The sequence below is a fragment of the Pseudomonas sp. NFACC04-2 genome, from assembly GCF_900119265.1.
Classification (GTDB): Bacteria; Pseudomonadota; Gammaproteobacteria; order Pseudomonadales; family Pseudomonadaceae; genus Aquipseudomonas; species Aquipseudomonas fluorescens_AA.
Map to the genome: position 1 here is coordinate 44,150 of NZ_FPJC01000017.1, position 14,239 is coordinate 58,388.

Below are 14,239 nucleotides of genomic sequence, written 5' to 3' on the forward strand. Positions count from 1 at the left end.
CGACGCCAGCGTTTAACGCTGGAACCACGACCGCGATGACAGGGGATGCAGGCATGAGCCGATCTCTTGAAGGGTGGGTTCGAAAACCCGAAGAGCGCTGACTATAACCAGCGCTCGATGGACTGCGCAATGTTTAAACGAACAACCAATAGCCAAGCGCCGTCAGCACCGCCACCGCCAACACCGGCCGCATCACCCGGTAGGCCTTGGGATGCTTGCGTTTGAACTGCTTGACCCGGCTACTGATGCCGTCACTGAACGACTTGCTCCAAGCATAGGCCCGGTTGATGCCGCCGACGTGTTCATCCTCCAGGTTCTGCGGCGCGGTGGCGCGGCCGAGAAACGCGCTGATGCCGCGGTTGAGGCGGGTCATCAGCCGGCTTTTCAGGGGCCGCTCGACATCGCAGAACAGGATTACGCGGGTCTGTGGGGTTTCGTTCTTGACCCAGTGCACATAGGTTTCATCGAACATGACGTCTTCGCCGTCGCGCCACGCGTAGATCTGACCGTCGACGAAGATCCGGCAGTCTTCGGAATTGGGCGTGGACAGGCCCAGGTGATAACGCAACGAACCGGCAAAGGGGTCTCGATGTGGATTCAGATGACTGCCACCGGGCAGCAGGGCAAACATCGCACCGCGCACGTTCGGGATCTGGTTGACCAGCTCGACGGTGCGCGGACACAGCATCTCCGCCGACGGCAGCGGTTTGTCGTACCACTTGAGGTAGAAGCGCTTCCACCCCTTCTTGAAGAACGAGCCGAAACCGGCGTCGTTGTTCTTCTCGGCGGCACGAATGTAGCCCTCGTCGAACAGGTGCATGGCCTCGTCGCGAATGACTTGCCAGTTGTCCTTGAGCACATCCAGTTCGGGAAATTTGCTGCGATCCAGGTACGGCTTCGAAGGCACGCCGGAGAACAGGTACATCAAGGTGTTATAGGGGGCGAACAGCGCCGAGTGATTGACGAATTGCCGCAATACCGGCAAACGCGCCTTGCCACGCAAATGCACATAAAGCGTACTGCCCAAAAACAACAGCAACAGCGAGGCCTTGGCGACAAACGAAACGGTCATTTTACAACTCCTTGTCCAAAACAACTGACGCGACGCCTACTGCCCGACGTAGCCGAGGGCCATGTTAACCACTCCAGGCCCGGGTAAAAACCGTCTGACGCAACATTCTCTGTTGAGTGAAACGCAATAAACACTTTCTAACATGCGCCGCCTGAACCTTGGCTGACGCATCGAACAATCATTCAACCTACGATGGCGAGGGCTTTTGTGGCGAAGGAGCTTGCTCTCGCTCGACTGCGAAGCAGGCGTCCGGACTCCAGTGTGGGTCGCCAGATCGCAGGGGCGCGCTTCGCACGCCAGCGGGAGCAAGCTCCCTTGCCACAAAAGCGTCTCGCTACACCTGTGAATTCAGGGTTACTGCTGAGTCTCCTGCTCGGTAAACAAATCACTGAACAACATGCTCGACAAGTACCGCTCGCCCGAATCCGGCAGAATCACGACGATGGTCTTGCCCTGCATTTCCGGTTTTTCCGCCAGGCGCACAGCCACGGCCATCGCCGCCCCGCAGGAAATGCCGCAGAGGATCCCCTCCTCCTGCATCAAGCGCAGGGCCATGGCCTTGGACTCGTCGTCAGTGACCCGCTCGACCAGGTCGACGATCGACAGATCGAGGTTCTTCGGCACGAACCCGGCACCGATTCCCTGGATCTTGTGGGGGCTGGGCTTGATCTCATGGCCCGCCATCGCCTGGGTGATCACTGGCGAAACCTCAGGTTCGACCGCTACCGACAAGATCGGTTTGCCGCAAGTGTTCTTGATATACCGCGAAACCCCGGTAATGGTTCCGCCGGTGCCCACGCCCGCCACCAGCACGTCCACCGCGCCGTCGGTGTCGTTCCAGATTTCCGGGCCGGTGGTTTTTTCGTGGATCGCCGGGTTCGCCGGGTTATCGAACTGCTGCGGCATGAAATATTTGGAAGGGTCGCTGGCCAGGATCTCGGCGGCCTTCTCGATGGCCCCCTTCATGCCCTTCGCCGGCTCGGTGAGCACTAGCTCCGCCCCCAGAGCCTTGAGCACCTTGCGGCGCTCGATGCTCATGGAGGCCGGCATGGTCAGCATCAGTTTGTAGCCGCGGGCGGCGGCCACGAACGCCAGGCCGATCCCGGTGTTGCCCGAGGTTGGTTCGACGATGGTCATGCCCGGCTTGAGTTTCCCCGAGCTTTCAGCGTCCCAGATCATGTTCGCGCCGATCCGGCACTTGACCGAATACCCTGGGTTGCGCCCCTCGATCTTGGCCAGGATGGTCACACCGCGCGGCGCGATGCGGTTGATCTGTACCAGTGGCGTATTGCCGATGGAATGGGCGTTGTCAGCGAATATACGGCTCATGGCTGGGTCCTTGATGCGGCGAGAATTTAAGCCTTTAAAGGTATGCCTGTTGCCCACAGGCGTCCAGTTGCACCGAACGTTCCCGTTGTTGCGACAGTCAATGGCATTAGGAGGCGCTCCCCCAACAAACGCTGGAGACTGACTGACATGAAGCGTCGATATCGCTGGCCACTGTGGGTGTTCGCCACCCTCGTCGCGGTGCTGGTGGCCCTGCATTTCGCCCTGCCTTACCTGGTACGCGACTACCTGAACGATAAACTGGCCAACATGGGCGATTATCGCGGCCAGATCACCGATGTGGACTTGGCCCTGTGGCGCGGTGCCTACCGGATCAACGGCCTGGAAATCGTCAAGGTCGACGGCAAGGTCCCGGTGCCGTTCGTCACCGCTCCGCTGGTGGATCTGTCGGTGAGCTGGCACTCGCTGTGGTACGACCATGCGGTGGTGGCCGAGGTGGAATTCGCCCGCCCCGAGGTGAACTTCGTCGACGGCGGAGCCAACCGGCAGAACTCCCAGACCGGCCGGGGCACCAACTGGCGCGAGCAACTGGGCAAACTGCTGCCCATCACCTTCAACGAAGTGCGCATCAGGGATGGCAAGGTCACCTTTCGCAATTTCAACTCCAAGCCACCGGTCAACCTGCGGGCCACCGACGTCAACGCCAGCTTCTACAACCTGACCAACGTGGTCGACACCGAAGGCAAGCGCGACGCCCGTTTCGAGGGCAAGGCCCTGGTGGCCGAACATGCGCCCCTGGAAATGCAGGCTACCTTTGACCCGTTGAGCAACTTCGAGGACTTCGACTTCCGCCTGCGGGCCACGAACATCGAACTCAAGCGCCTGAACGACTTCGCCGCCGCCTATGGCAAATTCGATTTCAATGCTGGCCACGGCGACCTGGTGGTCGAGGCCGAAGCCGACAACGCCCGACTCAGCGGCTACATCAAGCCACTGCTGCGTGATGTCGACGTGTTCGATTGGCAACAGGACGTGGAAAACAAGAACAAAAACATCTTCCGCTCCGTCTGGGAGGCATTGGTCGGCACGGGTGAGACAGCCCTCAAGAACCAGCGCAAGAACCAGTTCGCCACCCGGGTGGAACTCAGCGGCAATGTTCACCAGCAGGACATCAGCGCCTTCGAAGCCTTCCTGCAGATCCTGCGCAACGGTTTCGTCCAGGCCTTCAACGCCCGTTATGAACAGCCACCGCCTGCGACCGACTAGGCCTGTGGCGAGGGAGCTTGCTCCCGCTCGACCGGGCTGGCGCTCCAGGGCGCAGCGCTCGCAGGCTTTTTTGGGGCCGCTGCGCAGCCCAGCGGGAGCAAGCTCCCTCGCCACAGCCCGAGTCAACATGTGACGCCCCATTCAGAGACTGAATACAGCGTCTGCGTTCACAGTCGGCGGGGGCTCGCGTTATAGTCGGGCACGCTATCTATTTCGCGCGCCCCGCCTCGCCAGGCCGGCGACACCGTTCGAGGAATTGCAGATGAAGTTCGAAGGCACCAGCGCCTACGTGGCCACCGATGACCTGAAACTGGCCGTCAACGCCGCCATTACCCTGGAGCGGCCGTTGCTGGTCAAGGGCGAACCGGGCACCGGCAAGACCATGCTGGCCGAACAACTGGCCGAATCCTTCGGTGCGCGCCTGATCACCTGGCACATCAAGTCCACCACCAAGGCTCACCAGGGCCTGTACGAGTACGACGCGGTCAGCCGCCTGCGGGATTCGCAGTTGGGCGTGGACAAAGTCCACGACGTGCGCAACTACCTGAAGAAGGGCAAGCTCTGGGAAGCGTTCGAATCCGAGGAGCGGGTGATCCTGCTGATCGACGAAATCGACAAGGCCGACATCGAGTTCCCCAACGACCTGTTGCAGGAACTCGACAAGATGGAGTTCTACGTCTACGAGACCGACGAAACCATCAAGGCCAAGCAGCGCCCGATCATCATCATTACCTCCAACAACGAAAAGGAACTGCCGGACGCCTTCCTGCGTCGCTGCTTCTTCCACTACATCGCCTTCCCTGACCGCGTCACCCTGCAGAAAATCGTCGATGTGCATTACCCGGACATCAAGAAGGACCTGGTCAGCGAAGCGCTGGACGTGTTCTTCGACGTGCGCAAGGTGCCGGGCCTGAAGAAAAAACCCTCCACTTCCGAACTGGTGGACTGGCTCAAGCTGCTGATGGCCGACAACATCGGCGAAGCGGTGCTGCGCGAGCGCGATCCGACCAAGGCCATTCCGCCGCTGGCCGGGGCCCTGGTCAAGAACGAACAGGACGTGCAACTGCTTGAGCGCCTGGCGTTCATGAGCCGCCGCGGCACTCGCTGATCCTCTTCGTTTAACAAGAGCGAGGGCGATTGCCATGCTGCTTAACCTGTTCAATGAAATGCGCGCCGCCAAGGTGCCCGTGTCGGTGCGTGAACTGCTGGACCTGATCAACGCGCTGAAACAGCGGGTGATCTTCGCCGACATGGACGAGTTCTATTACCTGTCCCGGGCGATCCTAGTGAAGGACGAACGGCATTTCGACAAGTTCGACCGGGCGTTCGCCGCCTACTTCAACGGCCTGGAGAAACTCGACGATCATCTCCAGGCGCTGATTCCAGAAGACTGGTTGCGCAAGGAGTTCGAGCGCTCGTTGACTGACGAAGAGCGGGCGCAGATCCAATCCCTGGGTGGCCTGGACAAGCTGATCGAAGAATTCAAGAAACGCCTGGAAGAACAGAAGGAACGCCATGCCGGCGGCAACAAGTGGATCGGCACCGGCGGTACCAGCCCATTCGGCTCCGGCGGCTTCAACCCCGAAGGCATTCGGGTCGGCGACGCCGGCAAACGCCAGGGCAAGGCGGTGAAGGTCTGGGACCAACGCGAGTACAAGAACCTCGACGACCAGGTGGAACTGGGCACCCGCAACATCAAGATCGCCCTGCGCCGGCTGCGCAAGTTTGCCCGCCAGGGTGCGGCCGAAGAGCTGGACATCGACGGCACCATCGACCACACCGCCCGGGACGCCGGCCTCTTGAACATCCAGATGCGCCCGGAGCGACGCAACACCGTCAAGCTGTTGCTGCTGTTCGACATCGGTGGCTCGATGGATGCCCACGTGAAGATCTGCGAAGAACTGTTCTCGGCCTGCAAGACCGAGTTCAAGCACCTGGAGTACTTCTACTTCCACAACTTCGTCTACGAATCGGTGTGGAAGAACAACCTGCGCCGCACTTCCGAACGCACCTCGACCCAGGATTTGCTGCACAAGTACGGTGCCGACTACAAAGTGATATTCATCGGCGACGCCGCCATGGCCCCCTATGAAATCACCCAGGCCGGCGGCAGCGTCGAACACTGGAACGAAGAGGCCGGTTATGTGTGGATGCAGCGCTTCATGGAGAAGTACAAGAAGCTCATCTGGATCAATCCGTACCCCAAGGACACCTGGGGTTATACCGCCTCGACCAATATCGTGCGCGAGTTGGTGGAAGACCGGATGTATCCGCTGACCTTGCGGGGGTTGGAGGAAGGGATGCGGTTTCTGTCCAAGTAAGATTTTTGGTTGCCCGTACAGGCCTCATCGCGAGCAAGCTCGCTCCCACACTGGATATTCGTCGTACATAAGATCCCTGTGGGAGCGAGCTTGCTCGCGAAGCTTTTAGCGGTCCAGAAAACTGCGCAAACACTCCACCTGCTGCCGATGCGCAACCTCCTGCACCACCGGCCGCAACCGCACCTGCGCCCCCGGCAGGCATTGCGCCAGCCGGGCCAGGGCCAATGGGGTCAGGGCGCCCAGGCGTGGATAACCGCCGATGGTTTGCCGGTCGTTGAGCAGCACGATCGGCTGGCCGTCCGGCGGCACCTGCACAGCGCCCAGGGGAATACCTTCGGAAATCATCGCCGCCCCCTGATACTCCAGCGCCGTGCCCAGCAACCGCATACCCATGCGGTCGGCGCGACTGTCCAGCGTCCACGGGGTGTTGAACGCGTCGAACAGACTCTGCCCGCTAAACGCACCATTCTGCGCCCCCAGGATCAGGTCCAGCGGCTGCGCTTGCTGGAAATCCGGAATCCGCGTGTGCGGCATGGGCCGAGGCGTTGCCGTGCCTGAGTAGCTCAAGTGCGCGCCGCGACTCAGCGCCCGCCCCCGTCCATCCACGCCACCGAGTTCCTCGCGCACCACCGTCGCCCGGCTGCCCAGCACCGTCGGCGCATTGAAACCGCCAGGGGCCGCCAGATAGGCCCGGGCACCGAGCACGGGCTGGGTGAGCGCCAGCACCTGTCCCTTGCGCAGGCTGAAGAAGCGCCACGATGCCACGCCCTGGCCGTCTATTCGCGCGCCCAGGTCCGCCCCGGCCAGCGCCAGCACGCAATCCTCTTCGGCCACCACGGTAAAGCCGCCGAGGGTAATCTCCACCACCGCCGCGTCCAGGCCATTGCCGAGCATCCAATTGGCCCAGGCCATCGACAGCCAATCCGCCGCCCCGCCCTGGGTCACGCCCAGGTGCCTCACGCCGAACCGGCCAGCGTCCTGCAACAGGCACAGCGGTGTGCTGGCCTCAATCAACAACCGGCTCATGCCTGGGTCTCCAGCGGTGTGTCGTCGCCACCCAGCGCGATGAATTCGGCATGGTCCACGGGGGCGAAACGCACCGTGTCCCCCGGTTGCATCAGGCTGTAGCCGTCGCGCTCACGATCAAACAGTTTGGCCGGGGTGCGACCGATCAGGTTCCAGCCGCCGGGCGACACCACCGGATACGCCGCGGTCTGGCGTTCGGCGATGCCGACACTGCCTGCGGCCACGCGCTTGCGCGGCGTGTCGAGGCGCGGTGCAGCCAATGCTTCGTCCACCAGCCCCATGAAGGCGAAGCCGGGAGCGAAGCCCAGGGCAAACACCTGGTACTCGCGTTCGCTGTGGCGACGGATCACCTGGGCGACCGTCAAGCCGCTGCGGCTCGCCAACAGCGCCAGTTCTGGCCCGACGCTAAGGTCGTACCACACCGGCAACACGTGGCATTGGCCGGCGGACTGGGCATCCGGGGAGAGGTTATGCAGCGCCTCGTCGATCAATTCGCGGGCCTGGACCGGGTCCAGGGCGAGCAAGTCGTAGTGCACCATCAAGGTGGTGTAGGACGGCACCAAGTCGATCAAATGTTCGGCAAACACCGCTCGCAGGCGCTCGCTGGCGGCGAGCATCCAGGGCATGTTGGCCTCGGCGATCTCGTCGAACAGGCGCACCATCAGGCAGTCCACCGCCACCACTTCCAAGCGTGGTTTCATGGCGCACGCTGCCGGTCCAGGGCTTCGCGGATGCGTTGCACGGCCGCCACGGAACTGGCGTTGTCACCGTGCACGCACAAGGTATTGGCCTTCAGGTGCAAGGCGCTGCCATCACTGGCGGTCAACGCATCGCCGCGGGCAATGGTCAGGGCCTGCCCGATAATGACCTCGGGGTCGTGGTGCACTGCGCCCGGCGCTTGCCGCGAAACCAGGCGCCCGGCGCTGTCGTAGGCGCGATCGGCAAAGGCTTCGAACCATAGGGTCAGGCCGTACTCGTCGCCCAAGGCCTGGGCAGCACTGTTGTCCCGGGTCGCCATGAGCATCAGCGGCAGTTGCCGATCATAGGCCGCGACAGCCTGGATCACCGTGCGCAGCTGCGCCGGGTTGGCCATCATGTCGTTGTACATCGCGCCGTGGGGTTTGACGTAGCGGACCTGCCCGCCCTGGGCCCGGCAGATGCCGTCGAGGGCGCCAATCTGGTAATGCAGCAAGTCCTGCAATTCTTGGGCGCCATAGGCCATGGAACGGCGGCCGAAGCCCGCCAGGTCCTGATAGGCCGGGTGCGCACCGATCCGCACGCCGTGGCTCAGGGCCAGGCTGACGGTCTTGCGCATGATGCTCGGGTCGCCGGCGTGGAAGCCGCAGGCGATGTTGGCGCAATCGATGAAGGGCATCACCTCGGCGTCCAGACCCATGGTCCAGTTGCCGAAGCTTTCGCCGATGTCGCAGTTCAATAGCAGGCGGTTCACGGTGAACGCTCCTGTAGGTTCTTTCTTTATTTAACTGTGGGGCACGTACCCCACAGGTTATCAGTTACTCGGCTTCCAACTGCTTGCCTTGGGTTTCCGGCAGGCTCAGGGCCGCCAGGATCACCACGCCATAGGACACCGCCGCGAATGCCCCGATACCCACGCTCAGCGGCACCTTCTGGCTCAAAATACCAATCAACAGCGGGAACAACGCCGCCACCGCCCGGCCAATGTTGTAGCAGAAGCCTTGGCCCGAACCACGAATGCGCGTAGGAAACAGTTCGGTGAGGAACGAGCCCATGCCGCTGAACATGCCCGACGCGAAGAACCCCAAGGGAAAGCCCAGCCAGAGCATCACGTTATTGCTCACCGGTAGTTGGGTATACAGCAGGACGATGGTGAAGGAGCCGACGGCGTACAGGACGAAGTTCTTTTTGCGTCCCAGGATGTCCGACAGGTATGCACTGATGACATAGCCCACGTAGGAACCGACGATCACCATCGCCAGGTAGCCGCCGGTGCTCAATACACTCAGGCCGCGCTCATTTTTCAGGAACGTCGGCAGCCAGGACGTGATGGCGTAGTAACCGCCCAGAGCACCGGTGGTCAGCAGCGAGGCGCGAAAGGTGGTGAAAAGAATGCCGGGGGCGAAAATCTCGTAGAACTTCGCTGGGTTTTCCGGCGTCAGCCGGGCCTTGGTCTGGTTATAGACGTCCGGATCCTTGACCAGCCGGCGAACGAAAATCACGAACACCGCTGGCACGATGCCGAGGATGAACAGTGCGCGCCAGGCGTCTTCCGGCGGCAGCACCGAGAACAGCAGCGCATACAGGATCGCCGTCATGCCCCAGCCCAGCGCCCAGCCCGACTGCACCATGCCCACCGCCTTGCCACGGTCCTTGGCACGGATCACCTCGCCCATCAACACCGCACCGGCGGTCCATTCGCCACCAAAGCCGAAGCCCATCAGTGTGCGTGCGATCAACAGTTGTTCGTAGTTCTGGGCAAAGCCGCACAGGAAGGTGAAGAAGGCAAACCACAGCACCGTCAGTTGCAGGGTGCGCACCCGACCGATCCGGTCGGAGAGAATACCCGCTACCCAGCCGCCAATGGCCGAAGCGATCAAGGTGCTGGTATGGATCAGGCCTGCCTGACCGGTGGTGATGCCCCACATTGCGATCAGGGTCGGCACCACGAAACTGAGCATCTGGGTGTCCATGCCGTCCAGGGCGTAACCGATCTTGCAGCTCCAGAAAGTGCGACGTTCCTGCTGGTTGATGTTGCGATACCAATCGAACGGGCCAGAACGGGCCTGGGGTTGGGGGACGCCGAGCGTGTCGGGTGCACTCATGGGGGTTCTCCACGGTTTTATTGTTGTGAGTCTCGACGACGCTGACGTGGAGACCGTTGCCCCGATTCTTGAGCGCGCGGCCGATCCCGTCCAACGAATAAAACCTTGGCTGGGTCATAAGAAAAATTTGATTGGGTAAGACCCAGGGCCTGGCTGAACACCGTTGTGGCGAGGGAGCTTGCTCCCGCTGGGCCGCGAAGCGGCCCCAAGACCAGGCACTGCGCAGTGTCAGGTTGATGTTATCCAGCAGGTTGGGGTCTGCTGCGCAGACCAGCGGGAGCAAGCTCCCTCGCCACAGAAGCCGGCTGCGGTTTTACAACCCCCGCAGATCCCGCTCTTCAATCGGCCGCCCCTGGCGCAGGCGCTTGCCCCCCAGCACCACCCAGTCGATCAGGCGGAACAGGCATTCCAGGCCGAACGACAGCAACATAGCGCCACTGATGCCCCAGACCATGGCCTCGGGGGTCAGCAGGATCTGGTAGCTGTAGCCGTTCCAGGTTTCCTTGCGAATGTCCGGATCGGCGGCCAGCGCCACTTGCAGCAGGCGGATGTACCACGGGCCCTGCATGGCCTGAAATTGCTTGTCCAGGGCCTGTTGGCGCACGAGCAAGGTGTTCAGGCTGTCGGCATCGCTGCGAAAGATCGGGTCTTCGCTGGCGCGGTAATGGGCCACCAGGGCCTGCATGTCGCCCTTGAAGAACTGGTTGGCGGTGCCCTGGAAACCTTGCAGACCGGTCTGCGCCTCGATCAGGTGAGCCTCGACCCGCTTTGCGTAATCATTGATGAAGCCCGGCACCTGGACCCCAACCAACAGGCCCACCGCGAACAACACCAGTCGTAGATAACTGAGCAACATAACGTGACGTCCTTATTCGGTCCGGCCGTGGCTGACGCATTCGCCGCGTCGCCACAGGCTCCATTGGCCCGGTTCGTAGCGGGTCCAGGTTTCGTTTTCGGTCAAGGGTTCGGTGGCGATCACCGTGACCACGTCGTCGGGCGTGGTTTCCGCCTGGAAATCGACAATCACATCCACGTCCTTGAGCCGCGCCGGGCCGAACGGCGCGCGACGGGTGATCTGGGCCAGTTTGGTCGAGCAATAGCAGAACAGCCAGTCGCCATCGCTGAGCAGGCAGTTGAACACGCCTTTGCTGCGGTATTCGGTGCAGGCCTCGATCAACGACGGCAGCAGCTGTTCTACCTCCACCGGCTCCGGGAAAGCCTGGCGCACGCGGTTGAGCAAATCGCAAAAGGCCGCTTCGCTGTCGGTGTCGCCCACTGGGCGGTAGAAGCTCACGCCCGGTTGGAAATCGGCAAGCTGGCCGTTGTGGGCAAAACACCAGTTGCGGCCCCACAACTCACGCACAAACGGGTGGGTGTTGGACAGGCAGACTTTGCCGACATTGGCCTGGCGAATATGCCCGATCACCACTTCGCTCTTGATCGGATAACGCTGCACCAGGTTCGCCACTTCCGATTCGCTGCTGGCGGCCGGGTCCTGGAACAGGCGCAGGCCACGACCTTCATAGAAGGCGATGCCCCACCCGTCCCGGTGCGGCCCGGTCTTGCCACCGCGCTGCATCAGCCCGGTGAAGCTGAACACGATGTCGGTCGGCACATTGGCGCTCATGCCCAGTAACTCACACATGCTCGAACTCTCGCTTCAAGGGGCAGGCCTGCTTACAGGCGCGGTTCGATACGCGAACGCTGGGGGTTGCTCGGCACGGGCGGGCGACCGTAGCGGTCGTCGCCGGCCACGCCGAACGGCGGTTCGTCCTCCGGCTCATCGGCCGCGGCGGCGGCTTTGGCGGCGGCGGCCCGTTCCTTGCGCGCGTTGGCGGCGCGCTCGATGGGGAAGCGGATCAGCACGACCACCAAATAGAGGCCGAAGGCGATCATGCCGTACATGAGCAGATCGGACGCCGCCCGCCAGACGTTGTTGCCGACCTTGAACAGGATGTCCAGGGCGACAATGGCCAAGGCCGGGGCAACTTTGTCCTTCACCGGGTCGACGACGGTGGGGCTGAACAGCAACACTGCCATCAGCAAGCGCAGCGGTTCGCGCAACCAACGCCACATCCAGCGGGTCATGCGCATCCACACCAACAGGCAGCCCAGGGCAGCGAAGGCGTAGAGGCCCCAGGCGATCAGATAGTCATTCTCGGTCATGGTGTCCATGGCAAGGCAGGCAAAGAGACGCTTATAGTAACGGCTTTTCGCGCGTCAGGCTGCCCCGGCATCTGGCGAATGGCCTGTGTGGTGGGTTCTGTCCAGGCCGCGTGTCCCTTTTCGTACAACGTTTGAGAGCCTTTCATGTCCCTATCTGCCCACGTTTCCAACGCCCCGATTGCCCGCAGGGACGCCGGTGTTGACCCGTACGCCTGGCTGCAGGAGCGCGACACCGACGCCGTGCTCGACTACCTCAAGGCGGAAAACAGCTATCAAGAGGCGCAACTCGCCGATCAGGCCGAATTGCGCGAAACCCTGTTCCAGGAAATCAAGGGCCGGATCCTCGAGACCGACCTGTCACTGCCCTCGCCCTGGGGCCCATACCTGTATTACACCCGCACCACGGCCGGTGACGAATACCCGCGCCACTACCGCTGCCCACGCCCGGCCGACGACAGCCTGAGCGTAGACGAAAGCCACGAACAGCTACTGCTGGACCCGAACGCGCTGGCCGGCGGCGAATTCTTTGCCCTGGGCGCCTTCAGCATCAGCCCCGACCACCAGCGCCTGGCCTACAGCCTGGATACCACCGGCGACGAGATCTACACCCTGTTCGTCAAGGAGTTGTCCAACGACAAGGTCAGTGAACTGTCCTTCGACAATTGCGACGGCAGCATGACCTGGGCCAACGACAGCCTGACGCTGTTTTTTGGTGAGCTGGACGACACCCACCGCCCCCACAAACTCTGGCGCTATCGCCTGGACGGCACCGCCGCCGAAGAAGTGTTCCATGAGCCGGACGGGCGTTTCTTCCTGCATTGCTATCGTTCGAGCTCGGAAAAGCAACTGATCCTGTCCCTGGGCAGCAAGACCACCAGCGAAGTCTGGGTGCTGGACGCCGCGCACCCGCAACAGCCCTTCACCTGCCTGGCGCCACGCCTGGAAAACCATGAATACGATGTCGACCACGGCCTGCTCGATGGCCAATGGACCTGGTTGATCCGCAGCAACCGCGACGGGATCAACTTCGCCCTGTACCAGGCCGCCGACACCGGCGTGGCGCCGACCGAGGCCGATTGGCAGAACCTGATCCCCCACAGCGACACGGTGATGATCGACGGCCTGAGCCTGAACGCCGGGGCCATGACCTTGAGCCTGCGTGAGGGCGGCCTGCCGATCATCGAGGTGCATCCCCAGGACTTGCCGGCATATCGGGTGCAGTTGCCAGACGCGGCCTACAGCCTGCATGTGCAGAACAGCCTGGAATTCGTCAGCGACCGCATTCGCCTGCGCTACGAGGCCCTGAACCGTCCGGCACAGATCCGTCAGTTGGACCTGGCCAGCGGCGAACAGGTCGTACTCAAGCAGACCCCGGTGCTGGGCCCGTTCGATGCCGATGCCTACGTCAGCCAGCGGCTCTGGGCGACGGCAGCGGACGGGACTCAGGTGCCCATCAGCCTGGTGGTCAAGCGCGAGGCCCTCGGCCGGCCGGTGCCGCTGTACCTGTACGGCTACGGCGCTTATGGCGAAAGCCTCGACCCATGGTTTTCCCATGCGCGGCTGAGCCTGCTCGATCGCGGCGTGGCGTTTGCCATCGCCCATGTACGAGGCGGCGGCGAGCTGGGGGAAGCCTGGTATCGCGCCGGCAAACAGGAACACAAGCACAACACGTTCGGCGATTTCATCGCCTGTGCCGAGCATTTGATCGCCAACGGCTTCACCACCGCCGAACAACTGGCGATCAGCGGCGGCAGCGCCGGTGGCCTGCTGATCGGCGCAGTGCTCAACCAACGCCCGGAGCTGTTCAAGGTTGCGATTGCCGAGGTGCCATTCGTCGATGTGCTCAACACCATGCTCGACCCGGACCTGCCGCTGACCGTCACCGAATACGACGAATGGGGCAATCCAGAGGAGCCGGACGTTTATGACCGGATCCGGGCCTACGCCCCGTACGAAAACGTCCGCGCCCAGGCGTACCCGGCGCTGCTGGTGATCGCCGGTTACAACGACAGTCGCGTGCAGTACTGGGAAGCGGCCAAGTGGGTGGCGAAATTGCGCGCCATCAAGACCGACGACAATCCCCTGCTGCTCAAGACCGAACTGGGCGCCGGCCACGGCGGAATGAGCGGGCGCTACCAGGGATTGCGTGACGTAGCGCTCGAATATGCATTTGTCTTGAAGGTTTTGAAATTGGATTGAGGAACTCTGTGGGATGGCCGGGTCTTAGCTCCATGCGCTGGGTATCCCAGATCAGATAATTGTGGGAGCGAGCTTGCTCGCGATGGCGTCGGATCAGTCAG

The 14,239-nt window shown here is 62.3% G+C and carries 13 protein-coding genes; 4 read left to right on the forward strand and 9 right to left on the reverse strand.

Annotation, left to right across the window (positions count from 1 at the left end):
- Nucleotides 1–133: 133 nt before the first annotated feature.
- Nucleotides 134–1,072 (reverse strand): aspartyl/asparaginyl beta-hydroxylase domain-containing protein, encoded by a 939-nt coding sequence (locus tag BT125_RS20775; protein ID WP_072409831.1) that lies wholly within the window; start codon nt 1,070–1,072, stop codon nt 134–136.
- 354 nt (nt 1,073–1,426) lie between these two features.
- Entirely contained in the window at nt 1,427–2,401 is a 975-nt protein-coding gene (cysK, locus tag BT125_RS20780) for a cysteine synthase A (protein WP_053120124.1), read from the reverse strand.
- Nucleotides 2,402–2,548: 147 nt separating this feature from the next.
- Here cysK and BT125_RS20785 point away from each other — a divergent pair, with 147 nt between their 5' ends.
- The 3 genes from BT125_RS20785 (at nt 2,549) to BT125_RS20795 (ending at nt 5,946) form a co-directional block, all read left to right on the forward strand.
- Nucleotides 2,549–3,625 carry a DUF748 domain-containing protein gene (locus tag BT125_RS20785; RefSeq protein ID WP_072409833.1) on the forward strand — a complete coding sequence of 359 codons (1,077 nt, stop codon included), beginning with the start codon at nt 2,549–2,551 and terminating at the stop codon, nt 3,623–3,625.
- Nucleotides 3,626–3,887: 262 nt separating this feature from the next.
- Complete coding sequence (locus BT125_RS20790; RefSeq protein ID WP_003184225.1) at nt 3,888–4,733, forward strand: AAA family ATPase; 846 nt, start codon at nt 3,888–3,890, stop codon at nt 4,731–4,733.
- Nucleotides 4,734–4,767: 34 nt separating this feature from the next.
- On the forward strand, nt 4,768–5,946 hold the full coding sequence (locus BT125_RS20795) for a vWA domain-containing protein (RefSeq protein WP_003198888.1): 1,179 nt from the start codon (nt 4,768–4,770) through the stop codon (nt 5,944–5,946).
- A 105-nt stretch (nt 5,947–6,051) separates the two neighbouring features.
- Here the strand turns inward: BT125_RS20795 and BT125_RS20800 are convergent, their stop codons facing one another.
- The 7 genes from BT125_RS20800 to BT125_RS20830 form a co-directional block, all read right to left on the reverse strand.
- The gene (locus BT125_RS20800; RefSeq protein ID WP_072409835.1) at nt 6,052–6,972 is read right to left on the reverse strand and encodes a 5-oxoprolinase subunit C family protein; all 921 of its coding nucleotides are present in this window, start codon (nt 6,970–6,972) and stop codon (nt 6,052–6,054) included.
- Nucleotides 6,969–7,673, reverse strand: coding sequence for a 5-oxoprolinase subunit PxpB (pxpB, locus tag BT125_RS20805; RefSeq protein ID WP_072409838.1), 705 nt, complete (start codon nt 7,671–7,673; stop codon nt 6,969–6,971). The genes BT125_RS20800 and pxpB overlap by 4 nt, the downstream gene beginning before the upstream one ends.
- On the reverse strand, nt 7,670–8,422 hold the full coding sequence (locus BT125_RS20810) for a 5-oxoprolinase subunit PxpA (RefSeq protein WP_072409840.1): 753 nt from the start codon (nt 8,420–8,422) through the stop codon (nt 7,670–7,672). The genes pxpB and BT125_RS20810 overlap by 4 nt, the downstream gene beginning before the upstream one ends.
- Before the next feature lie 64 nt (nt 8,423–8,486).
- On the reverse strand, nt 8,487–9,773 hold the full coding sequence (locus BT125_RS20815) for an MFS transporter (protein ID WP_072409842.1): 1,287 nt from the start codon (nt 9,771–9,773) through the stop codon (nt 8,487–8,489).
- 313 nt (nt 9,774–10,086) lie between these two features.
- Complete coding sequence (locus tag BT125_RS20820) at nt 10,087–10,629, reverse strand: DUF2937 family protein (RefSeq protein WP_018607553.1); 543 nt, start codon at nt 10,627–10,629, stop codon at nt 10,087–10,089.
- 12 nt (nt 10,630–10,641) lie between these two features.
- The gene (locus BT125_RS20825; RefSeq protein WP_072409844.1) at nt 10,642–11,418 is read right to left on the reverse strand and encodes a class II glutamine amidotransferase; all 777 of its coding nucleotides are present in this window, start codon (nt 11,416–11,418) and stop codon (nt 10,642–10,644) included.
- A gap of 32 nt (nt 11,419–11,450) precedes the next feature.
- Nucleotides 11,451–11,948: an MFS transporter gene (locus BT125_RS20830; protein WP_072409846.1), complete on the reverse strand. Its 498-nt coding sequence runs from the start codon at nt 11,946–11,948 to the stop codon at nt 11,451–11,453.
- A 135-nt stretch (nt 11,949–12,083) separates the two neighbouring features.
- Here BT125_RS20830 and BT125_RS20835 point away from each other — a divergent pair, with 135 nt between their 5' ends.
- The gene (locus BT125_RS20835) at nt 12,084–14,138 is read left to right on the forward strand and encodes a S9 family peptidase (RefSeq protein ID WP_072409848.1); all 2,055 of its coding nucleotides are present in this window, start codon (nt 12,084–12,086) and stop codon (nt 14,136–14,138) included.
- The last annotated feature ends 101 nt before the right edge of the window (nt 14,139–14,239 follow it).

Coding starts and splice junctions, on each gene's coding strand:
- BT125_RS20775 (WP_072409831.1), bottom strand. CDS start 1,072: ATGACCGTTTCGTTTGTCGCCAAGGCCTCGCTGTTGCTGTTGTTTTTG.
- cysK (WP_053120124.1), bottom strand. CDS start 2,401: ATGAGCCGTATATTCGCTGACAACGCCCATTCCATCGGCAATACGCCA.
- BT125_RS20785 (WP_072409833.1), top strand. CDS start 2,549: ATGAAGCGTCGATATCGCTGGCCACTGTGGGTGTTCGCCACCCTCGTC.
- BT125_RS20790 (WP_003184225.1), top strand. CDS start 3,888: ATGAAGTTCGAAGGCACCAGCGCCTACGTGGCCACCGATGACCTGAAA.
- BT125_RS20795 (WP_003198888.1), top strand. CDS start 4,768: ATGCTGCTTAACCTGTTCAATGAAATGCGCGCCGCCAAGGTGCCCGTG.
- BT125_RS20800 (WP_072409835.1), bottom strand. CDS start 6,972: ATGAGCCGGTTGTTGATTGAGGCCAGCACACCGCTGTGCCTGTTGCAG.
- pxpB (WP_072409838.1), bottom strand. CDS start 7,673: ATGAAACCACGCTTGGAAGTGGTGGCGGTGGACTGCCTGATGGTGCGC.
- BT125_RS20815 (WP_072409842.1), bottom strand. CDS start 9,773: ATGAGTGCACCCGACACGCTCGGCGTCCCCCAACCCCAGGCCCGTTCT.
- BT125_RS20820 (WP_018607553.1), bottom strand. CDS start 10,629: ATGTTGCTCAGTTATCTACGACTGGTGTTGTTCGCGGTGGGCCTGTTG.
- BT125_RS20825 (WP_072409844.1), bottom strand. CDS start 11,418: ATGTGTGAGTTACTGGGCATGAGCGCCAATGTGCCGACCGACATCGTG.
- BT125_RS20830 (WP_072409846.1), bottom strand. CDS start 11,948: ATGGACACCATGACCGAGAATGACTATCTGATCGCCTGGGGCCTCTAC.
- BT125_RS20835 (WP_072409848.1), top strand. CDS start 12,084: ATGTCCCTATCTGCCCACGTTTCCAACGCCCCGATTGCCCGCAGGGAC.